The organism is Streptomyces sp. NBC_01439 (assembly GCF_036227605.1).
GTDB lineage: Bacteria > Actinomycetota > Actinomycetes > Streptomycetales > Streptomycetaceae > Streptomyces.
On the sequence record NZ_CP109487.1, the window covers coordinates 8979257 to 9003299 of the forward strand.

20 protein-coding genes and 1 pseudogene are annotated in these 24043 nt (G+C 73.3%); 10 read left to right on the forward strand and 11 right to left on the reverse strand.

Annotated elements, in window-relative coordinates; all coding sequences use genetic code 11:
* Positions 1–40: 40 nt before the first annotated feature.
* Entirely contained in the window at positions 41–517 is a 477-nt protein-coding gene (locus OG207_RS40935; RefSeq protein WP_329106367.1) for an ATP-binding protein, read from the reverse strand.
* A 135-nt stretch (positions 518–652) separates the two neighbouring features.
* On the opposite strand from OG207_RS40935, the gene OG207_RS40940 reads away from it, so the two are divergent.
* Positions 653–1741: a mechanosensitive ion channel family protein gene (locus OG207_RS40940; protein WP_329106369.1), complete on the forward strand. Its 1089-nt coding sequence runs from the start codon at positions 653–655 to the stop codon at positions 1739–1741.
* Positions 1742–1788: 47 nt separating this feature from the next.
* Positions 1789–2070, forward strand: a complete 282-nt coding sequence (locus tag OG207_RS40945; RefSeq protein ID WP_329106371.1) for a WhiB family transcriptional regulator — start codon at positions 1789–1791, stop codon at positions 2068–2070.
* A 62-nt stretch (positions 2071–2132) separates the two neighbouring features.
* Here the strand turns inward: OG207_RS40945 and OG207_RS40950 are convergent, their stop codons facing one another.
* Positions 2133–3221, reverse strand: coding sequence for a PI-PLC domain-containing protein (locus OG207_RS40950; RefSeq protein WP_329106374.1), 1089 nt, complete (start codon positions 3219–3221; stop codon positions 2133–2135).
* Positions 3222–3467: 246 nt separating this feature from the next.
* On the opposite strand from OG207_RS40950, the gene OG207_RS40955 reads away from it, so the two are divergent.
* Positions 3468–5021, forward strand: coding sequence for an alpha/beta hydrolase (locus tag OG207_RS40955; RefSeq protein WP_329106376.1), 1554 nt, complete (start codon positions 3468–3470; stop codon positions 5019–5021).
* A 17-nt stretch (positions 5022–5038) separates the two neighbouring features.
* Here the strand turns inward: OG207_RS40955 and OG207_RS40960 are convergent, their stop codons facing one another.
* Positions 5039–6073: a medium chain dehydrogenase/reductase family protein gene (locus OG207_RS40960; RefSeq protein WP_329106378.1), complete on the reverse strand. Its 1035-nt coding sequence runs from the start codon at positions 6071–6073 to the stop codon at positions 5039–5041.
* A gap of 172 nt (positions 6074–6245) precedes the next feature.
* On the opposite strand from OG207_RS40960, the gene OG207_RS40965 reads away from it, so the two are divergent.
* Positions 6246–6914, forward strand: a complete 669-nt coding sequence (locus tag OG207_RS40965; RefSeq protein WP_329106380.1) for a TetR/AcrR family transcriptional regulator — start codon at positions 6246–6248, stop codon at positions 6912–6914.
* Between the two features lie 208 nt (positions 6915–7122).
* Here OG207_RS40965 and OG207_RS40970 read toward each other — a convergent pair whose 3' ends face one another.
* Together OG207_RS40970 and OG207_RS40975 are read right to left on the reverse strand one after the other, a co-directional pair.
* Positions 7123–8688, reverse strand: coding sequence for a mucoidy inhibitor MuiA family protein (locus OG207_RS40970; protein ID WP_329106382.1), 1566 nt, complete (start codon positions 8686–8688; stop codon positions 7123–7125).
* An 8-nt stretch (positions 8689–8696) separates the two neighbouring features.
* Positions 8697–10817 carry a DUF4139 domain-containing protein gene (locus OG207_RS40975; protein ID WP_329106384.1) on the reverse strand — a complete coding sequence of 707 codons (2121 nt, stop codon included), beginning with the start codon at positions 10815–10817 and terminating at the stop codon, positions 8697–8699.
* Between the two features lie 104 nt (positions 10818–10921).
* Here OG207_RS40975 and OG207_RS40980 point away from each other — a divergent pair, with 104 nt between their 5' ends.
* Together OG207_RS40980 and OG207_RS40985 are read left to right on the forward strand one after the other, a co-directional pair.
* Positions 10922–11281 carry an MmcQ/YjbR family DNA-binding protein gene (locus OG207_RS40980; RefSeq protein WP_329106386.1) on the forward strand — a complete coding sequence of 120 codons (360 nt, stop codon included), beginning with the start codon at positions 10922–10924 and terminating at the stop codon, positions 11279–11281.
* A 108-nt stretch (positions 11282–11389) separates the two neighbouring features.
* Positions 11390–13567, forward strand: a complete 2178-nt coding sequence (locus OG207_RS40985) for a SpoIIE family protein phosphatase (RefSeq protein WP_329106389.1) — start codon at positions 11390–11392, stop codon at positions 13565–13567.
* A 71-nt stretch (positions 13568–13638) separates the two neighbouring features.
* Here the strand turns inward: OG207_RS40985 and OG207_RS40990 are convergent, their stop codons facing one another.
* Complete coding sequence (locus tag OG207_RS40990; protein ID WP_329106391.1) at positions 13639–14652, reverse strand: NADP-dependent oxidoreductase; 1014 nt, start codon at positions 14650–14652, stop codon at positions 13639–13641.
* Between the two features lie 184 nt (positions 14653–14836).
* Here OG207_RS40990 and OG207_RS40995 point away from each other — a divergent pair, with 184 nt between their 5' ends.
* A complete protein-coding gene (locus tag OG207_RS40995) occupies positions 14837–18169 on the forward strand; it encodes a BTAD domain-containing putative transcriptional regulator (RefSeq protein ID WP_329106393.1) in 3333 nt (1110 codons plus the stop codon).
* 5 nt (positions 18170–18174) lie between these two features.
* On the opposite strand, the gene OG207_RS41000 is transcribed toward OG207_RS40995, so the two are convergent.
* A complete protein-coding gene (locus OG207_RS41000) occupies positions 18175–18723 on the reverse strand; it encodes a DUF4262 domain-containing protein (protein ID WP_329106395.1) in 549 nt (182 codons plus the stop codon).
* A gap of 200 nt (positions 18724–18923) precedes the next feature.
* On the opposite strand from OG207_RS41000, the gene OG207_RS41005 reads away from it, so the two are divergent.
* Complete coding sequence (locus tag OG207_RS41005; protein ID WP_329106398.1) at positions 18924–19454, forward strand: hypothetical protein; 531 nt, start codon at positions 18924–18926, stop codon at positions 19452–19454.
* Positions 19455–19540: 86 nt separating this feature from the next.
* Positions 19541–19939, forward strand: a complete 399-nt coding sequence (locus tag OG207_RS41010; RefSeq protein WP_329106400.1) for a contact-dependent growth inhibition system immunity protein — start codon at positions 19541–19543, stop codon at positions 19937–19939.
* Positions 19940–19949: 10 nt separating this feature from the next.
* Here OG207_RS41010 and OG207_RS41015 read toward each other — a convergent pair whose 3' ends face one another.
* Entirely contained in the window at positions 19950–20939 is a 990-nt protein-coding gene (locus tag OG207_RS41015; RefSeq protein WP_329106402.1) for a DUF1648 domain-containing protein, read from the reverse strand.
* Entirely contained in the window at positions 20936–21283 is a 348-nt protein-coding gene (locus OG207_RS41020; protein ID WP_329106405.1) for a GntR family transcriptional regulator, read from the reverse strand. The genes OG207_RS41015 and OG207_RS41020 overlap by 4 nt, the downstream gene beginning before the upstream one ends.
* 133 nt (positions 21284–21416) lie before the next feature.
* Here OG207_RS41020 and OG207_RS41025 point away from each other — a divergent pair.
* Positions 21417–21884, forward strand: a pseudogene (locus tag OG207_RS41025) (DoxX family protein); the annotation flags it as partial.
* 204 nt (positions 21885–22088) lie between these two features.
* On the opposite strand, the gene OG207_RS41030 reads toward OG207_RS41025, so the two are convergent.
* Positions 22089–22622 carry a hypothetical protein gene (locus OG207_RS41030; RefSeq protein WP_329106409.1) on the reverse strand — a complete coding sequence of 178 codons (534 nt, stop codon included), beginning with the start codon at positions 22620–22622 and terminating at the stop codon, positions 22089–22091.
* Positions 22623–23021: 399 nt separating this feature from the next.
* Positions 23022–23810 (reverse strand): VOC family protein, encoded by a 789-nt coding sequence (locus OG207_RS41035; protein ID WP_402695595.1) that lies wholly within the window; start codon positions 23808–23810, stop codon positions 23022–23024.
* Between the last annotated feature and the right edge of the window lie 233 nt (positions 23811–24043).

Below are 24043 nucleotides of genomic sequence, written 5' to 3' on the forward strand. Positions count from 1 at the left end.
GCAGACCCGAAACCGAACCCGCCGGGCCGGCCCGGCGGGTTCAGGCACACCCGGGTCGGCCCGTCCGTAGGCGCTCGGCGTCGAACTCGGCCCAGACGACCTTGCCCCGTCCGATCGCCTGGACGCCCCAGCGGTCGGCGAGCAGGTGCACCAGGCGCAGACCGTGCCCGCCTGGTCGGCCCGGTCGGCCCGGACGCAAGGCGGGCAACGGCCGCGGGAGCTCACCGCGCCCGTCGTACACCTCGACGCGGAAGACGTCCCCGGCGCGGAGCATGAGCTCGTGGCAGCCGCCGGCGTGCAGCTTGGCGTTGGTGACGAGTTCGGACACGACCAGGACCGCGTCCTCGGCGGTGTCCCGACCGTCCCACCCCCAGTCCTCCAGCGCCTCGCGGGTGAACTGGCGGCCGCGCGCCACCTGCCGGAAGGCGTCGCGCAGGGCGAGCCGGCGGAGCTGGGGGAAGGCCGGCCCCCGCGCGTCCGGTACGGGCCCGCCGGTGTCCGGTCCGATGGTCTGCACTGCGCACTCACCTCGTCCTCGGCTGTCGTGTCGTGGTCGCTTGTACCCGCCTTTGCGAAACGGACGCCCCGTTTGTCCGGGCGAGGGCCGGGCACGCGCGACGGGACCCGTCCCCGAGACCCATCCAGAGGAGTCATGAACAGCCTCGTGCACGTACTGGCCGTCATCGGCGGCTCGATCCTGCTGACCTTCGCCGCGGGCAGGCTGACCGACCTGCTGCTGCGGCGCGCGGATGCCCGGCACCCCGAGACACCGCTCTGGAACATGCTGCGCCGCTGCCGTACCTCGGTACGGGTGCTGCTGTTCGCGGCGGTGCTGCGCGCCGTGTACCGGCAGATCGCCTGGGAGCCGCTGCAGGAGCACGAGGCGGCCGTGGGCAGGGCCCTGACACTGGTGCTCATCGGGGCGAGCGCGTGGTGCGTCGTCCTCGTCACCTCCGCCGTGGTCGAGTCCTCCTACGCCCGCTACGCGCTCGGCACGCGCGACCCGTCACGCGTGCGCAGGGTCCGTACCCAGGTGACGCTGATCATGAGGATCGTCACCGCCGTGGTCGCCGTGGTGGCCGCGGCGGCGATGCTGCTGACCTTCCCCGACCTCCGCGCCGTCGGGACCTCGCTGCTGGCCTCGGCCGGGATCATCGGCATCGTCGCGGGCGTGGCCGCCCAGTCCACCCTCGGCAACCTCTTCGCCGGATTCCAGATCGCCTTCGGCGACATGGTGCGGATCGGGGACACGGTCGTGGTGGCCGGCGAGTGGGGTGTGGTCGAGGAGGTCACGCTCACCTTCCTCGCCGTGCGCACCTGGGACGAACGCCGGATCACCATGCCCGTCTCGTACTTCACCGGGCGCCCCTTCGAGAACTGGTCGCGCGGCGGGGTCCAGATGACCGGCACGGTCTTCCTGCACTGCGACCACACCACCCCCGTCGCGCTGATGCGCGAGAAGCTCCGGGAGATCCTGGACGGCTGCGAGGCGTGGGACGGCAGGGGCTGGGACCTGGCCGTCACCGACACGACGCCCAGCGCCATCGTGGTGCGGGCGATCGTCACCGCGAAGGACGCGGACGATCTGTGGACCGCCCGCTGCACGGTGCGCGAACAGCTCGTCGCCTGGCTGACCGAGAAGCACCCGTACGCCCTGCCGCGGGTCTCCACGTCCGCGGCCGCCGTCCCGTCGGCGTACGCGGACGGCGTTTCGAAACGCGCACCCGGGTCAGACGCGTGAGCAAGGAGTCGAAAGACATCAGCAAGGCGGATGAGAGGAGTCGGGACATGTCGAAGGTGGCACGCCTGCCGGGCCGTGCGGAGCACCGGTGGGAGTGGCAGGAGGCGGCGGCGTGCCGGGAGCTCGGTACGGACCGGTTCTTCCACCCGGCGGGGGAGCGCGGTGAGGAGCGCTCCGTGCGGGAGCAGGAGGCCAAAGAGGTCTGCGCGTTCTGCCCGGTACGGACGGAATGCCTGAGCCACGCGCTGCGCGTGCAGGAGCCGTACGGGGTGTGGGGCGGACTGACCGAGGACGAGCGGAGGGCGCTGGGTGCGCGCAAGGCGGGCTGACCGACCGGGAGACCCCGCGCCGTACGCGGCGATCCCCCCGGCCGGCGGCCCGACGGGCGCGTTCAGCGCGCGCCCAGTTCCGCGACGATCGAGGCGGGCGTATGGCCGCTTCCGTCCGACAGGCGGTGGAAGTCGACGGAGACGTAGTTCGGGTCGCGGCCCCCGGTGGCCGACCTGCACTGCTGGGCGATGCGGTTCCGCAGCTTGGCGCCGTTGTCCAGGGCCGCCGTGAGGACGGTGGGTACGTTGCGGTGGTGGCTCATGGTGAACAGGCGCCGGAATCCGGGCTCCTGGCGGTCGAGCGGCACGTCCGGCCAGCGGCTGACGCAGGAGAGGTCGTTGCCCAGGTCTCCGAGGCTCCAGAAGTTGCTCACGGTCCAGGACTTGTCGTACATGACGCCCAGGTGTTCCCGGTCGGAGCGGTCGGAGAAGATCAGCAACCGCTTGCCGGAGGTGACGAGGTCGGCCACCTTGGGCCAGCCCTGCTGCCGGACGCCCCACTGGTCGGGCCGGAACACCATGTCCTGGAGCCCCCTGACCCGGCCGAGGGACGCCTGCAGCTGATCGGCGCCGACGTAGTCCTCGAGGAAGACGGTCACGACCTCCTGCGGATGGGCGGCGAGGAAGTCCACCACGGTCTGCATCGTGCCGTGGAAGGTCTGCCGCGGCAGGGCGTACGTGGCTCCGGCGAAGGTCTTGCAGTCGCCGTGGCACAGGTACACGTCGCTCGGGTAGCAGTCGCTGCCGAAGCTGATGATGCACAGCCAGGTGCTGCGTTCGTACCAGTGCGTGTCCAGGCTCAGGCCGCGCACGCCGCCTTCGAGCTGGGCGCGCACGGACTCGGACTGGTTCACCGAGCTCCAGCGGGAGTCCTCGTAGTTGGTGAAGGCGTTGTGGGTGGTCAGGAAGGCAACCTCGTCGAGCCGCCGGTCGCCCCAGCGGGCGGTTGCGGCCGCGGCGGCCGTGCTCGCGGTGGCCGGAGAGGACTTCTCGGCCGTGGCCGTGGCCGTGGTGGCGGCCGTGGCGGGAGCAGGGGCCGCGGCCCGCGGCGAGGCGGCCGCTGTGGTCACCGTGCCCAGAAGGGCCAGCAGGAGGAGGCACACCAGGGCCCGCGACCGCATCCGTAAGCGCATGTCCATGTCAATCAACATGGTGCGGAGGATAGCGCGCGGGCCGTGGATCCGCCCCCTGTGAACGGCAGCGGTCGTGGTCCGACGCGCCCGGCTCGCGCGCGTCGGCGAATGGGGGTTTGGTTGAACCATGAGCAGGCGGCGCGTGCCGGTGCGAGCGCACCGGTCGCCGCACCACGCCCCCGACGTGCCGGAGGAGGGCGGAGCATGCCCGGACCTGGAGCGGTACCTGGACCCGCACCTGTACCTCGACCCGCACCCGGACGGATGCCCGGCCGCCGCCGGTGCGCAGCAGCGATCGCCGTCGCGGCGGTCTGCTCCTCGATGCTGGTCGCCCCGGAACTGGCCGCGGCGCGCGCACAGCCGTCGCCCTCGCAGACCGTCCCCCGGCTGGACTGGAGCCCCTGCAAACCCGGCAGCCCGTACGACTGCGCGACGGCCCGGGTGCCGCTGGACCACGCGGCCCCCGCCGGCCGCACCATCGACCTGGCCGTCGTCCGCCACAAGGCGGGCGACCCTGCCAAACGCCTGGGCACGCTGTTCGTCAACCCCGGTGGCCCCGGCGGCCCCGGGACGGTGCAGGTGCCGCAGAACTACGACTCCTTCCCCAAGGACCTGCGCGAACGGTTCGACATCGTCAGCTGGGACCCCAGGGGCATCGGCAACAGCACCGCGGTGAACTGCTTCGACAGCCCCGAAGAGGCCCGGGCCTGGGGTGCGTCCAAGCCGGGCGGATTCCCCGTGGGCGAGAAGGAGCGCACGACCTGGATCGACGCGTACGAGGACCTGGGCCGCCGCTGCGAGAAGCGCGACCCCGACCTCCTGCGCCACGTGTCGACCGCCGACACCGCCCAGGACCTCGACCTGCTCCGCCGGGCGGTGGGGGAGCCGCAGCTCAACTACCTCGGCGTCTCCTACGGCACGATCCTCGGCGCCACCTACGCCAACCTGTTCCCCGACAAGGTCCGCGCCATGGTCCTCGACAGCAACATCGACCCGCTGGCCTGGACGAACAACGCCTCGACGGGCGAACCGCGGACCACGACCCTGCTGCGCATGGGCTCGGACCGCACTGCGGCGACGACCCTGAACAAGTTCCTCGACCTCTGCGGATCGGCCACCACCGCCCGCTGCGCCTTCTCGGCCGGCAGCCCGCAAGCCACCCGCGACAAGTTCGACCGGCTGATGGGGCGCCTGCGCGAGCACCCGGTGGGCCCGTGGACGTACGCCAACACCGTTGCCGACACGGTCAGCAGCCTCTACATCGTCCGCCCGGGCTGGACCGCTCTCGCCGCCCGGCTCCAGGACCTCTGGCAGGGCCGCACCCCGAAGCCGCCCCAGTACCCGCCCCCGCCCCCGGTCGCGAACCCGAATCCGTACCTGGGCGAGGAACAGGCGGGAGCCGTGTGGTGCGGCGACAGCCCCAACCCGCGCGACCCGGCCGTCTACCACGGTCTGGAGGAGGACAGCGCCCAGCGGGCCGGCGACGCCGGACGCTACTGGACCTGGTCCGGTGAACCGTGCGCCACCTGGCCGGCCCGGGCCGCCAACCGGTACGAGGGCCCCTGGAACAAGCCCACGGCCAACCCCGTCCTGGTGGTCGGCACCACGTACGACCCCTCGACGCCCCACTCGGACGCCCAGGCCATGGCCGAGGAACTGGCCGACGCCCGGCTGCTCACGAACAACGGGTTCGGCCACACCGCACTGTTCAACAACAACAGCACCTGCATCAACACCCACGAGAGCCGCTACTTCATCGACGGCACGCTCCCGCCGCCCGGCACGACCTGCCAACCGGACCGGCTGCCCTTCTCCTGAAGTGACCGGCGACCGGGTCACGGGACGAGGACGACCTTCCCGGCGACCGTGCCGGACTCGGCGAGGCGCATCGCCTCCGCGGCGCGCGCCAGCGGGATCTCGGCCGCGACCTTGGCGGTGATCTCGCCGCGCTGGAGGGCGGTGAACACCTGGGTGAGGTCGGCGCGCAGGCGTGCCCGGAAGCGGTCCTTGGCGTAGGCGCGCCCGGCCCACACGTTGAAGAAGTACGCGCGGCGGCCGTTGGGCAGCGCGTTCCACACCCACACCCGGCCGAGCAGCTCCAGCACCGGCCACGAGCCGGAGCCCTCGTCGTCGCGGGTGGCGGCGCTGCCGTAGGAGACGAGCGTGCCGCCGGGAGCCAGGAGCCGCCAGGACTCGACGATGCCGTCGCCGCCCACGTGGTCGAACACCGCGTCCACTCCGCCGGGCGCGAGGGCCCGTACCCGTGCGTGGACGTTCCCGGAGCGGTAGTCGACGGGGGTCACCCCGAGAGCGAGCAGTGCGTCGTGGTGGCGGGTGGAGGCGGTGCCGATCACGTGGGCGCCCGCGGCCAGCGCCAGTTGGACCAGGATCGAGCCGACCCCGCCGTTGGCGCCGTGGACCAGGACGGTCTGGCCGGCGCGCACCCGGGCCTTGCGGTGGAGCATCTGCCAGGCGGTGATGCCGTTGACCACGGCGGTCTCGGCGTCCACCGGGCTGACGCCCTCGGGCACCTCCACCACGTCGGCGGCGGTGAGCGCGACATGGCTCGCCCAGCCTCCGGTCTTGGTCAAGGCGGCGACCCGCTTGCCGAGCAGCGCCGGGCCGACGCCCTCGCCCACCGCCAGCACCGTGCCGACCAGGTCGTACCCGGGGACGAAGGGGAACGGCGGCTGGTCGTAGTACCGGCCGCGCCGCATCTGCTGCTCGGCGAAGGACACGCCCGTCGCCTCCATGGCGACGACCACCTGGCCGGCCGTCGGCACGGGGACGGGGCCGCGGTGGAACTGCAGGCCCTCCGGCTCGACCTTGCCCGGCAGAACGACCTCGACCCGCTCGACGGTGTTCGTCATGATGACCTCCAGTGAGTTCCTGCTTCTCGTGTTCGTTAGAAGCTATAACAAGAGTGATCGGCTATCTCGGCAATGTCAAGGGAGTGGCTCGTCCGATCGAGAGTGGTTGTGTCGATGGTGATAGCCTCTAACTGATCTGGTGGTGTTGGGCGAGCGGTGAGAGGCGGCGGGCATGACCGGCCATACGAAATCCCCCCGGGAGCGGTACCGGCAGCAGGTGCGCGAGGAGGTCAAGGAGAAGGCCTGGCAGCAGATCGCCGGCTCCGGCGCCTCGGCGCTCTCCCTCAACGCGATCGCCAAGCAGATGGGCATGAGCGGACCGGCGCTGTACCGGTATTTCGCCAACCGCGACGAGCTGATCACCGAACTCATCCGTGACGCCTACCGCAGCCTCGCCGACGCCTTTGTCGCCGCCGCCGGCGGGGGAGCGGGCCGGCCCGACCCCGCCGGGCTGGCGCAGGTGCTGCGCACCTGGGCCCTCGCGGACCCGCACCGCTACTTCCTCGTATACGGCACCCCGGTGCCCGGCTACCACGCACCGCCGGACGTCACGGTGATCGCCTCGGAACTGATGTCGGTCCTGCTGGACGCCTGCGTCGCAGCCCTACCGGCCGTGCACCCGGGCGCGGAGCCGGACGCCTTCGAGGAGCACCTCGACGCGCACCGCGCATGGGCGGGCAGCCACCCGGACGCCCCGCCGTCGGCGCTGCACCTGGCCCTGACCTTCTGGAGCCGTCTGCACGGCGTGCTGTCCCTGGAACTGGCGGGCCACTTCACCGGCATGGGCCTCGACCCGGCCCTGCTCTTCGCCGCCGAGGTCGACCGCCTCGTGACGCCCTGAGCCGCGTCAGATCCAGAAGAAGAACCGGTCGAGCGAACACCTAGCGTGGGAGCGGAGGTTCAGCACGCCGTCGTACTCCGCCCACAACAGGTGCTCGGGAACGGTGACGTAGCGGAGCCTGTCGAGGATGCCGCTGATACGTGCCAGATCGGTGGCGTCCAGCAGGTACTCGACCGCCGGTGGCCGTCGGGCGCCGCCGCCGCTCCGCTCACAGGCCGGTGACCTTGGCGCTCGCCGACAGCTCGTAGACCAGCGTGACCGTCCGTCGGCCGCCCGGCGCGAGCGGGACGTCCCAGCGGGCGATGCCTTCGGCATCGACCGAGTCCGGGGCCGGCGCGCAGGCCTCCTTGCGCAGGCGCACCTCCACTGCAGAGACCTCGGAGACCGGGATCCGCTCCCGGACGACGACCACCCGTTCGCCGTGGTCCCCGGGGGCGGAGAACCGGGACAGGTGCAGCCGGACCGTGCGGGTGACCACCGTCCGCTGGCTGAAGCCGGCCGAGTCCCGGGACTCCTCGGCGGACCGGACCACCCGGTGGTCGTCGCAGCTGCCGAAGGCCAGCTCGACCGGGGCGCCCGGGGCGGTGAAGTCCAGCGTGCCGCGGCCGCTGAACCCGCTGCCGCGGACCAGGTCCACGGGACCGGCCAGCAGCGCGTGACCGGACCGGTTGTCGAAGGACACCACCCGGGTGACCAGCGGGGACAGCTCGGGCGAGCAGGCGTATTCGCTGCTGGCGGCCGTGCTGAAGGCGGAGAGCGGCACCCGGTGGGCGCGGCCGTCCCCGCGTACGGAGACCGGTACGGGGGAGTGCAGCACCCGCGCCTCGCCCCCGTCGTCCACCCCGGGCAGGCCGAGCACCCGGGCCGCCGGACCGAGGTCCCCGATCTCCTCCTCGCGCAGTTCGACGTCGACCGTGCGGCGCTCCGCCGGCGTGCGCTCACCCAGCGTGAGGCGGTCCTCGCCCAGCCGGGGCGGCTCGGTGGCCAGCGCCGACCGGGCCGTCGACAGGGTCAGGCGCACGTCGGACCAGTCCTCGCCGGTGCGCTGCCAGACCATCGCGTCGGACTCCAGCGTCAGCGCGTCCCCGTCCAGGACGGCCCGGTAGGCGGGCCGCCACAGCGCGCACGGGGTGAGGTGGCCCAGGCGCAGCCGGACCGGACCGGCGGCCGCGCTGTCCACGGTCAGCTCGATGTGACCGACCAGTTCGGCGGGCTCGGTCTCGGAGCGTTCCATGGCCTGCCGGGTCTCCCCGAGTTCGACGGCGAGGGCGGCCAACCGGGCGTCCACGGAACGCAGTCGCTCACCGTACGCATCGCGCTCGCCGTCCACCCGGTCCATCTCGCGGGCCCAGCGGGGCCCGTCGGTCTCCCCGGAGCCGGCGCCCTCGCCGATCTCCCGCAGCAGATCGGCGGCGAGGCGGCCGAGCACGTCGAGCCGGCCGTGCAGCCGGTCGCGCCGCTGCCCCAGGGCGAGTTGCTCCTCCTCGAGGGCGTGCACGCGAGTGCGCAGGGCGGAGTCCTCGTCGGCGGACGGCAGCGGTCCGCGCGGCTCCCAGCTGCGGACGATCCGTACGTCGAGCACGGTGGCCCGGTGTTCGGCGGCCAGCTCTGCGTGCAGGGTGCGGTCGACGGCCAGCGCGCTGACCGGACCGAGCCGCAGCCGCTGGACCCCCGCCTCCAGGTCCAGTACGGCGGCGCGTTCGACGTGGGCGCGGTCCTCCAGGCAGGTGACGGCGGTGACGGGAAGGGCGATCGGCTTCGGGGCCGTGGACATGATGGGTGTCAGCTCCTGCGGTTGCCGCCGACCAGGGCCTTGCCGGCCGGGATGCGGATCTCGTAGCCGCCGTCGAGGGCGGTGGTCCCCCCGGCGGGCAGGTCCACCCGCCAGATGCGGGTGCCCGGGGCGTGGTGTTCCGGCCCGGCGCCGTCCTCGGGCGTCGTCCAGCCGGCGCGTTCCTCGATCCGGACATCCGGATCGGAGGTGACGGGCACCCGCTCGTGGACCTCGACGGTGACGGGTCCGGCGAGCCGGTTGGCCAGTTCCACGTGGACCTGGTGGTCGAGCACCGTGATGTTGTTGCGCAGGCCCGCGGTCGACTCGCGCAGGTTCGTACGACGGGTGACCCGGACGCCCTCGGCGGGTCCGAGCCCCACCCGGCGCACCCCACCGGGTGCGAGCGTGGGCAGGGCGGCGGTCAGTAGGAAGTCCTCACCCATGGTGACCTCCACCGGGCCGGCCAGCAGTGCCTGGTCGGTGGCGTTGGAGAGCACCAGCGTCGCGTACACGGTCTGCTCCACGGACGGCACGCAGACGTACTCGGTGCGCAGACCGACCGGGATCTCCCCGACGGTGACGGTGTGCCAGGTGCCGTCCGACGGAATGTCGGCCCGGGCGGCGGCGTCGAAGCGGTGGTCGAAGGAACCCGCCGATTCCCGGGGCCGCACGGCGTGTCCGGGCAGCGGCAGCCCGTCCACCCGCTCGGCGAGGCGGCGGTGCTTCGCCGCCACCGGGTCGGCGGGGGAGTCGGCGAACAGCCGGCCCCGGCGACCACCCTGCTCGTCGGGGCCGCACAGGACGAGCGCGGCGTAGTCGAGCTCGGCGCCGCTCGGCTGCGGCGGACCGGCCACCGGCTGCGGAGCCGGCGCGGGCGCAGGCGGAGCCGCCCGGCCGGGAGCAGCAGGAGCCGCGGGAGCGGGGGCCCCGCCGAAGGCCGCGCCGCCGCCCCGCGGCCTGCCGGCCGGCCGCGGGCGGGCCGGCTGGGCGAGGGCGGGCATCGCGCCGGCGACGTCCCGGGAGGCGTCGAACGCGCCGCCGGGCACCGGGAGGGCGCCGTACGCCTGTGGCGCGGGCGCGGCCGCGGCTGCCGGGGCGGGTGGCGGCGGAGGGGGCGGAGGGGGCGGCGGTACGGGACCGGCCGCGGAGCCGACCCGGACGGCCGGCGGCAGCACGGTCGGGGCCGGGCGGCGGGCGCCGGCCGCCTCGTAGCCGGCGAACAGGTCGGAGAGGCCCACCGGAGGCTCGCGCCAGCCGGACGGCGCCAGGGCGGGCTGCCGGCGCCCGATCCGGACCGAACGGAGCTTCGGCAGGTCGGTGCGGCGCCGGAGGTCGGCGGTGGCCAGGGCGATGTGCACACCGGTCCAGTCCTCGCCGGTGCGCTGGGCGACCGAGGCGCGCAGCACCAGCCGGCCGTCGCCGTCGCCCTGACGGTGCGTGAGCCGGTACGCCGGTACCCAGACGGCTCCCGGAACCCCGTACTCCAACTCCAGCTCGACCTCCCCGTCGGCGCCCTCCGCGTCCGCCGCGGCGTCGAGGGTCAGGAGCGCGGAGACCGTGGTCTCCACGTGCGCCTGCGGAGCGTCGGTGGAGGCGCGGGCGAGCCGGTCCGCGGCGACACCGAGTTCGTGCCCGGCGAGACGCAGCGCGTCCTCCAGCTCGACGAGGCGGGCGTGCAGCCGCGTCAGCCGCTCCTCGGCGAAGTCGGCGAGCTCCAGCCACGCGTCGACCGGGGTGCGGCGGTGCGGCGCCTCGGGGTCGGGAGCCGGGGGCACCGGCCGCAGGGCCCTGACCTCGTCGATCAGCACCCGTTGCCGGTCCCGGCGGCCCTGCGCCGCAGCGTACGCGTCGCGCAGCCGCTCGACCTCGCGCCGCAGGGCATCGGGCGCGCCGGTGGTGCGCGGTTCGGCCCCGACCTCCACCCGGGCCTCGGTCACGCGGACCCCGGGGGCACCCAGCACGTTCGCCCGGAGCGACCCCGGGTCCAGCGAGCGGGGCAGCCCCGTCACGCGCACCCGTCCGTCCGCCGGCAGGCTGCCCCGGACCAGCCGGCGGCAGACCGCGCCCTGCGCGTACACCACGACCGAATCGAGCGTCGAATTCCACCGTCGTACCGTCTGCGCCGTCATGTGCTCCGCCCCCCGATGCGTCCGTGCCGGTCGAAGCCTACGCCCGAGCGGTCCGCGCATCCGTGCCGAGCCCCGATGTCAGTGGCCTGTCGTACGGTCAGGGTGTGTGCACGTCCGACGAAGTCCGTGAAATCGCCCTCGCCCTCCCGGAGACGACCGAGAAGGAAGCCTGGGCCATGCCCACCTTCCGGGTCGCCGGGAAGATGTTCCTGACGCTGCCCGACGACGAGACGTCACTGGCCGTCCGCTGCCCCAAGGAAGAACGCGACGAGCTCGTCCGCGCCGAGCCCGAGAAGTTCTGGGTCGCGGACCACGAGGCGTCCTTCGCCTGGGTACGGGCGCGCCTGGCGGCCCTCGACGACACGGACGAGCTGCGCGCCATCGTCGTGGACTCCTGGCGCCAGGCCGCTCCGCCCGGCCTGCTCAAGGACCACCCCGACCTCGGGCCCCCGGGACCGGCCTGAGGCCCGGGGCGGGGCCGCCGCCGGCCCGTACGGGTCCGCCGGCCCGTACGGGCTCGCCGGGACGGGCGGGTACCGACGGGAGGGGGGATATGGAGAGACCATGGTCAGGTGCGAAACGTTCCGGGGCGTGATCAGCAAGCCGACCAGCGTGCGCTGAGAGAGGCACTGGTCAGGGCCTGTGCCGACGCGGGAGCGTCCATCGGCATGCTCTACCTGCCCGACCCCGACCCCACCCGGCGCGTACTGCACCTGACATTGGTCTCCGGACTTTCCCGCGAGTTCGCGGGCCCGTGGTCGCGGGTCGCCCTGGACGATCCCATTCCGGTGGCCGACGCGGTCCGTGAAGGCCGGCTCGTCTGGCTCGGCGGCCAGGAGGACACGGCCCGCCGCTATCCGCGCCTCGGTCTCGTCCTCCCGTACGACTTCGCGCTCGCCGCCACCCCTCTGACCGGGGAAGCCGCCGGGCGGGCCGCCGAGCCCACCGGGGCCGGCCTGGTGTTCCTGTGGCCGGGCTCGCACGGGCCCGACCTCGACGAGCGGGAACTCAAGGCCCTGGAATCGGCCCGAGGCCTGCTGGCGCGCATCCTGCTGCGAGCCGCCGGCGACGGCCTGCCACTGCGGCCGCCACCGCGTCCGATCGTCCTGCGACCGCTCCCCTCACCCACGCCGGGCCCGGCCGAGGCGGCGGCCACCATGGCCTTCGTCCGGCGCCTCCCCGGGGGCAACTGCGCGCTCGACCTGAACGGCACCATCACCTTCATCACCCAGGAGGCGGCCGACCTGCTCGGCGCGCCCGTTTCCGGGCTGCTCGGGGCCCTGCCCTGGGAGGCCCTTCCCTGGATGGACGCCCCCGCCATCGAGAACCACTACCGGGCCACCGCGATGAGCCGGCTGCCCCGGAGCTTCACCGCCGGACGCCCCACCGGACAGCAGCTGTGCTTCGACCTCTACCCGGACAACACGGGCATCAGCGTCCGCATCACCCCGGTCGGCTACCGGGCCGGCTCACCGGTCCCCCTGCCGCCCGCGGACCCCGAGCAGGCTGCACCGAGCCGGGCCACCGCGCTCTACCCGCTCATGATGCTGGCCGTCACCCTCACCGAGGCCGCGCACGCGCAGGACGTCGTGGAGAAGGCCGCGGACCAGATCGTTCCCTCCCTGGGAGCCCACGCCCTGGCCCTGCTGGCCGAACAGGACGGGCGGGTGCGGATCGTCGGCCACCGCGGGTACTCCGCCGATCACCTGGCGGAGCTCGATGGCACCCCCGTCTCGGCCGACACCGCCATCACCCACATCCTGCACACCTCCACCCCGCTGTTCTTCGGCGACGTGGGCGAGCTCCTGGCCGCCCACCCCGACGCGGTGGTCGAGGAGGGCATGGCCGCCTGGGCGTTCCTGCCCCTGATCGCCTCCAACCGCCCCATCGGCTCCCTCGTCCTCGCCTATGCACACCCCCGCGTCTTCGCCCCCGGCGAGCGCGCCGTCCTGACCTCGATCGCCGGGCTCATCGCGCAGGCCCTGGACCGCGCCCGCCTCTACGACGCCACCCACCAGCTGGCCCGCAGCCTGCAGACCGGCCTCCTGCCCCACACCCTGCCCCGCGTCCCCCGTCTCGACGTGGCCGCCCGGTACCTGCCCGCCGCACACGGCCTCGACATCGGTGGCGACTTCTACGACCTCATCCGCATCGACGACACCACCGTCGCGGCTGCCATCGGCGACGTACAGGGCCACAACGTGAATGCCGCCGCCCTCATGGGCCAGGTCCGCACCGCCGTCCACGCGGGCGCCGGCGCGCCACCGGAGGAGGTCCTCGCCCGCACCAACCGGCTCCTGACCGACCTCGAACCCGGACTGTTCACCAGCTGCCTGTACGCCCACATCGACCTCGTCGGCCATACCGTCCGCCTGGCCTCCGCCGGCCACCCGCCACCCCTGCTGCGCCACCCCGGCGGGACGACCGAGATGCTGGAGCCGCCGGCCGGCCTCCTCCTGGGCATCGAGCCCGGGGCCTCGTACACGGCCGTCGAGATCCCCTTCAGCCCCGGAACCCTCCTCGCCCTCTACACCGACGGGCTCGTCGAGGCCCCCGGCCGGGACATCGAGGACGCCATCGGCGCGGTCGCGGGCCTGATCGCAGACGCACCCGAGCACCACCCGCTCGATGACCTGGCGGACGAACTCATCGAGCACGCCCACCGCGACGGCCCCCGCCCCGACGACATCGCCCTCCTACTGCTGCGCACCGAGGGCCGGGTCCCCTCCACGGGCGCGCACCGCACCTGAACCGTCCCCGAGCACGCCCGGGGGCTGCCCGGGACGACGGCGTCCGGCGGTCCGCGCTCAGCGGTCCGCGCTCAACGGTCCGTGCCCAGGCGGACCAGCATCTTGCCGGTGTTGGCACCGGCCAGTACCCCGAGCAAGGCGTCGGCCGCCCGCTCGATCCCGTCGGCGACGGTCTCCTCCGTACGCAGGGTCCCGTCGGCCAGCCAGCCGGCCGCCTTGCCGATCCACTCGGGGAACAGGTGGAAGTGGTGGGAGACCAGCATTCCCCGCAGGGTCACTTCGTGGGCTGCGGCCCGGAAGAGGTTGTCGGGACCCGGCGCCGGCCGCAGGGCGTTGTAGCTGCTGATCGCACCGACCATGGCGATCCGCCCACCGGGACGGATCGCGCCGATGGCGGCCTGGAGGTGGTCGCCGCCGACGGCGTCCAGGTAGACGTCGATGCCCTCGGGGGCGGCCTCCGCGAGCTGGCCGGGGAGATCCCCCCGGCGGTGGTCGAGAGCCGCGTCGTAGCCGAACACGTCCAGCAGCTTCTTGGTCTTGTCCGGACCGCCGGCCGAGCCGATGACCCGGGACGCGCCCAACTGGCGTGCCAGCTGCCCGGCGATGCTGCCCACCGCCCCGGCCGCTGCGGAGACGAGGACGACATCGCCCTCCTTGACCGGCGCGGTCCGGGTCAGCGCGGTGTACGCGGTCAGGCCCGTGGCGCCGAGCGCCCCGAGGTAGGCGGTCGGCGGGGCGATCGAGGTGTCGACGACGGTGGCGGCACCGGCGTCCAAGACCGCGTACTCCCGCCAGCCGAGGAAGTGCGAGACGGTCGCCCCGACCGGAACGGACGCGGCACGGGAGGCGACCACCTCGCCGATCGCGCTGCCTTCGAGGGCGGCGCCGAGGGCGAACGGCGGCATGTAGGAGGGAACGTCGTCCATCCGGCCCCGCATGTACGGGTCCACCGACATCCATGTGTTGCGCACCAGGATCTGGTCCTCGCCGAGCTCCGGCAGCGGGACGGCAACGAGCTCGAAGTCCTCGGGCTTCGGGGTACCGGTGGGGCGGGAGGCGAGGTGGACCTCACGGGAAACGGTCATGGCGTCTTCCTTCGGTGTGGACGGGGACCGCTCGGTCGCGGTCACAGGAACACCCTGCAAGGGGCGACGCACGGGCCACGCACGGGCGGCGCACGGTCCGCGCACGCGCTGTGGACCTGCGGGGTCCGGAGACCACCGGCGCTCTGCTCACGGCCTGTTGACGAGGAAGAAGTAACGTTGCGGCATGCGTTTCGAGGTGCTGGGACCCCTGACCGTGCGAACCGACGAGGGGATCCCCGTCCCCGTGCCCGAGGCGAAGGTCCGGGCGCTGCTGGGCGCCTTGCTCGTGCGCTACGGGCGGCCCGTGCCCGCGGACCGGCTGATCGACGAACTGTGGGGCGAGGACCTGCCGGGCAACCCGGGGAACACCCTGCAGACCAAGGTCTCCCAGCTGCGGCGCATCCTGGCACGGGCCGAGGAGGGCGGCAGAACCCTGGTCGGGTTCGGTCCGGCGGGCTATGCGCTGCGGGTGGCCGACGAAGCGGTGGACGCCGGCCGGTTCGCCGAACTGACCGCGCTCGCCCGCAAGGAGGCCGGAGCGCGGGCGCGGACCGCGCTGCTGTCGGAGGCACTCGGGCTGTGGCGGGGTCCCGCATACGCGGACTTCCCGGACGCCGCCTTCGCGCGGACGGAGGCAGTCCGGCTGGAGGAGCGGCGGATCACCGCGCAGGAGGACCTCGCCGAGGCACGGTTGGAGTTGGGCGAACACGTCGTACTGGCCGATGAACTGGGCGCCCTGATCGCGGAGCATCCGCTCCGGCAGAGGCTGTACGCGGCCCGGATGCGGGCGCTCTACGGCGCGGGGCGGCAGAACGAGGCGCTCGCGGCCTACCGGGAGCTGACGGCACGGTTCGTGGAGGAGCTGGGCATTGACCCGGGCCCCGAACTCGGCGCGCTGTACGGGGCGATCCTGCGACAGGATCCGGAACTGACGGCCGGGCCGGTGCCGGTGCCGGAACCAGCGACGGCAACGGAGCCGGAGCCGGAGCCGGAGCCGGAGTCGATGCCGGTGCCCGCCGTGGGGGAGGCGCGGCCGTTCCCGCCCGGGACGAACCTCCCCACCCCGGTCAGCTCGCTCGTCGGGCGCGAGGAAGCCGTCGCCCGGGTGTGCGCGGCGGTCGGGGCCGGCCGCCTGGTGACGCTCACCGGGCCCGGTGGCGTCGGCAAGACCCGCCTCGCGCTCGCCGCCGCGGCCCGCCTCGCCGATGCCGGGCCCGGCCCGTGCCCCGACGGAGTCCGTTTCGTCGAACTCGCGGGCGCGCGGGGCGACGTGGCCTCGGTGATCGCGGCCGCCCTCGGGGTGCGCGAGGACGCCGACGGCGGCGCCGGCCCCGGTTCGGGGGGCGGGGCCGCAGCCCGGGACCGGTTGGCCGCGGCGCTCGGAACGCGACGGCTGCTCCTCGTACTCGACAACTGCGAACACGTCGTCGCATCCGTGGCCGCTCTGACCGGGCAGCTCTTGCAGCGGGCCCCCGGGCTGCGCGTCCTTGCCACCAGTCAGGAGCCGCTCGCCCTCGCCGGCGAGACACTGGAGGCGGTGGCCCCGCTCGACGGGGCCGAGGCGATGGAGCTCTTCGCCGCCCGCGCCGCTGCCGGCACACCCGGCTTCACCCTGGGCCCGCACAACACCGAGGCCGTGGCCCTGGTGTGCCGCCGCCTCGACGGACTCCCGCTCGCCCTGGAACTCGCCGCCACCCGGGTCAGGGCGCTCGGCGTGCACGCGCTCGCCGAGCGGCTGCACGACCGGTTCCGGCTGCTCAACCAGGTGCGGCGGGACGCGCCGGCCCGGCAGCGCACCCTGCGGGCGATGATCGACTGGAGCTGGGACCTGCTGGCCCCGGCCGAGCAGGCGGTGTTGCGCCGACTGGCCGTGTTCTCGGGCGGGTTCACCCTGGAGTCGGCGGAGGCGGTGTGCGCCACCGGGGACACGGCTGCCGAAGACGTGCTGGACCTGGTTACACGCCTGGTGGATTGTTCACTGGTCGTCGCTCCCTACGGTGGTGGTGGCGATGCGGAGCCGCCGCGCTACCGGATGCTGGAGTCGGTGACCGCGTACGGCCTGGAACGGATCGAGGAGGCGGGCGAGGCCGCGGCCGCACGGCTACGGCACGCCGAGCACTTCGCCGACTTCGCCGAGCGGGCCGCGCCCCGTCTGCACGGTCCCGAACAGCGTGCTTGGCTGCGCCGTTTGGACTCCGAGGGCCTCAACCTGCGTGCCGCGCTGGACGGGGCGGTCGCGGCGGGAGCGGCCGGTGCCGCACTGCGGCTGGTCAATGCGTCGGCCTGGTACTGGTGCCTGCGCGGCCGGATCGGCGAGGCGCGTACGGCGTTGGGGTCCGCACTTGCGTGCGCGTCCGCCGCGTCCGCCGAGTCCGAACAGGCCGGACCGGCCGTCACCGGTGCGCGGGCCCGGCTGGCCGCCTTCGCCGTGTTCGCCGGGGACGACAGCCTGCTCGGTGGCGACTTCGACGGCGCCGACCCGCGGGGCAGGTGGCTGCTGGAGTTCGCCCGCCTCGGCTTCGCGAACGGGCCCGCTGCCGATGCCGCTGCCGATGCGTGCGTTGCCGTCACCGCCGCGGACGACGGTGTCCTCGAAGGACTGCCGGCGGTGTTCCGGGACCTCGGCGACCGCTGGGGCGAGGCGGCCGCGCTCAGCGGCCTCGCCACCCGGGCCCTGTACCGCGGCGACCTCGTAGAGCTGCGCCGCAACGCCGAGGCCGGGGCGGGGCTGTTCGCGGAACTCGGCGACCAGTGGGGCCGGCTGCAGTCCTCGGAACAGTTGGGCGTCCTCGCCGAGATCAGCGGCGACTACGCGCAGGCCGCCCGGCTCCACGAGGACGGCGTACGGAGCGCGCGGGAACTGGAGCTCTTCACCCAGGTCTCCTTCCGCCTGGCCCAGCAAGGCCGCATCGCCTTGTTGACGGGGGACACCGCGCGGGCCGCGGACCTCCACGAGCAGGCCCGGCGGCTGGCCGACGAGCAGTCGCACCGGCCGGCCCAGCAGTTCGCGGAGATCGGCCTGGCCCTCGGTGCCCGCCGGGACGGCGACCTGGACGCCGCCGAGGCCCGGCTGCTGCCGTGGCTCGACTGGAGCCGCAGGCTCGGCGTGGACATCAGCGTCGCACTGATCCTGGCGCAGCTGGGGTACGTGGCCGAATTGCGCGGTGACGCCCCGCTCGCGCGAACCCTGCACCGGGACGGCCTCGCAGCGGCCCGCCGGTCGGGTGATCCGCGCGCCCTCGCCCTGGCGTTCGAAGGGCTGGCGGGCGCCGGGTCGGTGGCCGACGTCTCGGGTGACCGGGCCGCCGGGGCGGTGGAGCTCCTCGGTACGGCCGCCGCACTGCGGGAGTCCCTCGGTACCCCGCTGCCGCCGGCGGAACGGCACGACGTGGACCGGGCGACGGCCCGACTTCGCGCGCGGCTGGGCGAGGAGGCCTTCGCCACCGCGTTCGCGCGCGGCCGCGCCCTGTCGCCGCAGGAGCAGGCCGCCGCCCTGCTCGAGTGCGCCGGGCCGTGACCGCGTCAGAGTTCGGCGGTCCAGACTCCCGCGGGGTGGTCGTCGGGCCGCAGCCACAGCCGGGGCTGAGACTCCCGGTGGTCCTCGCCGGCCTGCTCATGCCAGTGGAAGCGCCCCTCCGCATCGGGCCACGTGACCTGGAGGAAGGGGAGCGGGGGCCGCCGGTAGAACCCGATGGCCCGGCCGAAGAAGGTCCGGAACCAGCGCATGTCGACGCTCCGGAGTCGTACCGGCCCACCGTCCCACACGCCCCCGTGCTCCTGCCCGTCCGCCGGTACGGCGGGGGTGGCGGCCAGATCGCCGAGCGCGTTGAGCACGCGGTGCATCTCGTGGACATCACGTCCGAACGTGCACAGTTCGGGGGCGCCGTACGTGTGGGCGAGGCCGATCGTGTAGGCGAACCCGGGCCCGATCTCGTCCTCGGGGACCATGACCACGTGCCAGCCGTGCCGTCGCACGTCGCCGACGATGCGACCGTGTATCTGGTCCGCCTCGGCGCGGTCGCCGTAGTCGTGGCAGAGGACGCAGCGGCATTCGAAAGGATCACGGTGCATGCGGCGAGGCTACGGGGCCCGCGGGGCGTGCGACGCGGCGGGCCGCCGGCTCGGCATTTTCGGCCATTTCTGCGCAGCAGACTGACATGCTCCTGACAGTTCAGGGCGGCTGTGGGACTCTCCGGGCACGCACTCCGCACACTCTGTGAGGCCCCACGCCTCGCCCACCCCCACCAGTACGTGGCATGGAGGAGCGAACCATGAGGCACATCACGCACGGCACCCGCATCTCACGCTTCGCCGGTATCGCAACGCTGGTCGTCGCGGCCGCGTTCACCGGCACCGGTACCGCCCTCGCGCACGGCACCGGCCCCTCCGCCGTCGACCAGAAGGTCGACGGGGTGATGGTGGTCGCCGGCAACAGCTGTAGCTGGACCAATGCGAGCACCAGCGCAGTTCCCCCGAACGCCCTCACCGTCGACCGTACGACGATCAACACCCCGGGTGGCAACCTGGCCTGTGGCGGCGGCATCGCCGCCACGCTCAACAACAACCCCGCCTTCACCTTCGACGACGCCGCCGGCACGGCACGGACCGACCTGATCGACATCACCGGCAAGCAGAGCTTCATCTCCTGCCGCTACAAGGCGACGGCCATCGTGTGGGACCGCGACGCGACGAGCCGGAAGTACGTCAACCGGGCCTTCACCGCCACCAAGACCTCGGGCAGCTTCCTGTGTCCGGGATCGGTCACCACCCCGGCCGGGGACGCCTCCATGCTGTTCCACTGAACCGCAGTCCGGCTCCAGGTCGGACCGGGCCGGGCGGACGCGTACCGTCCGCCCGGCCCGCTCGCTCGATCCACGAGGATGGGCACATGACCCGTCTCCTCCACCTGGACCGCACCCTCGACGAGCTCGACGGACCTCCATGGCCCCCGCCCCCCTCGCCCACCACCAACCTGGTCACCAAGGTGTACGCCCTGCGCCGCAAACGCCTCGGTGACCTGACCCCGGCCGACCTGCGCGCGCTGATCACCCAAGAGGTGGGCCTGCCTTACGTATTGCCCCTCGCGGTGCGCCTGCTCCTCAACGACCCTTTGCTGGACGCGTACTTCTATCCGGGAGACCTGCTGCTCGCCGCCTTCGGCCGACCCGAACCGGCCTGGGCGCTCTTCCCGGACCTGCGGGAGCAGCTGGTGGCCGTCGTCGCGGATCTGCCGGAGGAGGAACTGGCTCGGCTCAGGGCCTACGGGCTGGCCGGGCAGTGGGGCTGAGCGGCCGGTTTCAGGGCTGCTCGACGTGCGCCCCTGCCAGGGAGTTCAGCAGGGCCGCGCCCCGCTCGGCGTCGTCCACGCTGACCGCGAAGTCCTTGCCCTTGGCCCGGATCACCAGGCACGCACCGCTCCGCAGCATCACCGTCGTGCCCAGCCCGCTGAGCCGGTAGCCCCAGCCGCCGACCTGGGCCGGTGACCGGTTCTCGGCCCGCGCCCACTCGATGTCCGCCGCCTTCCAGCGCCGCACCGGCCACCCGAGGGGCCCGAAGGCCACGTCCATACCGCGCTCCGTGACCCGTACGCGTACCGAGGAGAAGGCCAGCAGTGATATCGAGGCGAACAGGAACGGCGTCATCAGCAGCCACCTCGGCTCCGACGGATCGCCGAGCCCGATGAGCAGGGTGGCCAGTGCGCCGACCCCGGTGACGGCCGAGAGCAGGTACAGCCACGGGTTCTCCGTGGAGGCGAGCCATACGCGGCGCTCACCTGCTGGGATGACCATCCGGGGGCCCTGCCCCCGGGAGGCGGTGGACGCGCGGCGACCGTTCACCAGTACTCCCACCAGCCCGGCCGCGCCCGCCACGACGACCGTGACCACGGCACCGCCGGTGACCGGGTCCGCGTCGTGCCAGTCCGCGTGGGAGAGGTTCGCCCGCACGATCGAGACCTGCTCACCGGCCAGCAGCACCCCGCACGACACCAGAACCGTCCCGCGCCAGCGGCGGGCCGCCCGCCAGAACACCGCACTCGTGACGACCACGATCCAGATCGCGACCGGCACCAGCACGACCGCCCAGAGCCGATGCGCACCATCCGGCTCCCCGGAAGCGTTCCAGTGCGTCGCCAGCAGGTCCTCGAACCCCCTGCGTGCCGCCAGCGGCAGCCCCACGAGCAGTGCGAGGATCCCGGCCGCCCAGGCCGCCATCCCCCATACGGGCCCGCTCCCAGGCCCCGCTAAGCCGCCCGGCCCACGCTCTCCACGGTCCTTGCTGCCGCTCACTGCGCCTCCTTGATCATCTCTATGAGATCGGCCCTGCCGTATCCCAGGCGCGCCCCGTCGGCCACCAGTTCCCGCACCCGCTCCAGCAACGCCGACCGCCCGTCCGCCCCACGGGCCACGGTCACCCCGCGGCCGCGCCGGAACTCCAGCAGCCCCTCGTCACGCAGCGCGCGCAGCCCCCGCAGCACGGTGTTGGCGTTGACGCCCAGCGCCAGTGACAACTCCCGCGCCGACGGCAACCGGTCACCTGGCCCGCATTCCCCCTCGGCGATCGCACGCCGAACGGCCCCGGCCACCTGCTCGTGCAGGGGACGGTCGTCCGCGATGTTCAGCCTCAGCAACATGGTACCAATGAAGCTAGCACCATTCACTTCATCAGTCACCCGTCGTGATCCGGACGGGCCCGGTGACCTCCGCGACCGCCAAGAGCGCGGTCCGACGGTCGAACCGGACGGCGGGGGCCCTCGTGTGAGGGTCATGAACACGCCTTCTGCCGGCCTCCGTGCGAGAGCCTCCGAGTACGCACTCCTGCCGCTGCGCCTCTTCCTCGGCGTCACCTTCGTCTACGCCGGTCTGGACAAGCTGACCGATCCGGCGTTCCTGTCCGCCACCGGCGACGGCTCGATCGGTCAGCAGATGGAAGCGGTGCGGGACGCCGCGGGCATTCCCGCGCTGATCGACCTTTCCCTGACCAGGCCGGTCGCCTTCGGCATTGCGATCGCCGCCGGCGAGCTGGCCGTCGGACTGGGGGCCCTGGTGGGCCTGCTGACCCGGATCGCGGCTCTCGGAGGTGCGCTGATCTCACTCAGCCTGTGGCTGACCATGAGCTGGTCGACCACCCCGTACTACTTCGGCGCGGACGTGATCTACCTGCTGGCCTGGACTCCGCTGATCCTCGCCGGCGCGCCGGTCCTGTCCCTCGATGCGCTGCTCCACCGGCGGCGCGGTGCTGCCGCCGGGGTGCGTGCCGACTCCGACCCGACCGTGACGCCCGTGGGATCCCGCGCGGGTGCCCGGCGGGCCCGGGGTCGGGCCCGGGCTCGGGTGAGTCCGTGATCCGCTCGAGCGCATGGACCGCCTCCGTCCGAACATGACGGAGCCCCCGCTCCAACGGTCCAGGAGAGGGGGCTCCGCTCGATCAGGAACAGCTCACAGGGCGCTCTTCGACGCGCTGTCGACGACGCATTCCTTGTACTCGCTGCCGTCGCCCTTGCCCGTGTACGCCGTGGTCGCCTCGGCCTGCTTCGACGCGCCCGCCTTGACCGTGAGCGCGGTGACCTTGGCCTGGGCGGGGGTCGCCGCCGAGGTGGCGCCCCCGCGGAACTTCATGGTGATGTTGTACGTGTAGTCCACCGAGCCGCTGTTGGTGACGGTGATCTTGGCGACGAGGTTCTTGCCCGACGCGTCCATCGTGCACGCGTCGATCTTGATGTCGCGCTCGGCCTTGTTCTTGCCGGACCCGCCGGTGGCCGAGGAGCTGCCCGAGCTGGTGCTGCCGCTCGTGCTGTCACTGCCGTTGCTGCCACTGCTGGTGCCACCGCTGGAGCTGCTGGAACCGCTGGAGCCCGAGCCGGAACTGTGGCTGCTGCCCCCGCAGCTACCGCCGTGGGAGCCACGGGCTCCGGTGAGTGCGAAGATTGCGATACCGAATACGGCTACCGCGCGGACATGGCGAAGCTTCACGTCAACCCCGTTGAAATATCAGTGTGCGAGAGCCCGACTTGATGGGCGCATGACACCCTAGCAGTGGATGGGCGGCCTCTATCCATCCTTCTGTCGCGTGTCGACCGCACGGCGCCGGGCGGTCCGTCAGACGAGCCCGGGCTGCGGCTACTCGGATGTGACCCGGCTCCGGCGCTTGATCGACCGCGCCGCAACAGGGCCGTACGGCGGTGTCGTTGACGCTCGCTACGTCGGGCGGGCAGGGAGCCTTCTCCGAAGTCACCCGGACGGTCCACCCCTTGGTGTCCCGGGGTGAATGCTGTGCATCAGACCCGTTGCAGTCGTACAGGTCGTAGGTGTTGCTGCGGCAGGACTCGCTGTCGGGCAGTCATCGGCACGCCCACCGCCGTCCCGAGCGGGTCAGGCCGGGCCGTCCTGCGGTGTCACCACGGTGAAGAGCGCCCCCTCGGGATCGGCGAGGACGATCGACCGGCTCACGTGGGACGTCTGTACGGGGGATGCGGTTCTGCCGCCCAGCCGGAGCGCGGCCTCGACCACCGTCTCCAGGTCGGGCACGCGGAAGTGGACGTGCCATCGGGGACGGACCTCGGGGTCCGGTGCCTCTTCGAGTGCGCCGCCGCTGATGCGGGCCACGGTGTCGTGGCCGTGGCGCAGTACGACGTGGGCGTGCTCGTAGGAGACCGCGCAGCAGCCGGGACGCGAACCGGCCCAGTCGAGGACCTCCCCGTAGAAGATGGCGGCCGCGAAAGCGTCCCGCGTCCGCAGTTCCAGCCAGGCGGGTGCACTTCCACGGCCGACCGACCAGTCGGGTACGACCTCGCCCTGCCAGAAGCCGAAAACGGCCCCGGCGGGATCCGCCGCCAGGGCGATGCGGCCGGTGCCGAAGGCCACGGGGCCGACCGCCATGGTGGCGCCGCGTTCGAGGATCCGGGCGGCGGTCACGTCGGCGTCCTCGACGGCGAAGTACGGCGTCCACAGCACCGGCGCGCCGGCGCGCCCGGCGAGTGCGCCGATGCCCGCCACGGGTGCTCCGTCGCGGAAGGCGACCATGATGCCACCGCCGAGGTGGGTGGGGCGGAAGTCCCAGCCGAGCACCCCGGCGTAGAACCGCTGTGTGGATTCGAGATCCCGGGCCAGCAGGCTGACCCAGCACGGGGAACCGAAGATCTCGTGGCTCGAAGTCGACACAGCTGTCAGCCTCATCTGCCGTTGACGGGGGACGGGACCCTTCCACCGTAGACCGGGCGGGGGCGCTGGGCCGCGAGGCGCGGTTCGAACCGGGCGATGTCCCTCTCGGGCACGCGGCGGGCCCCGGCCCGGAACTCCCCGCGCCGGTGTTTGGCCGACGACAGGGCGGGCAGCCGCGTCAACACGTAGGGCCCCACGACGGCGGTCCGGCGTGTCGTGTGCGGTCCGTGACC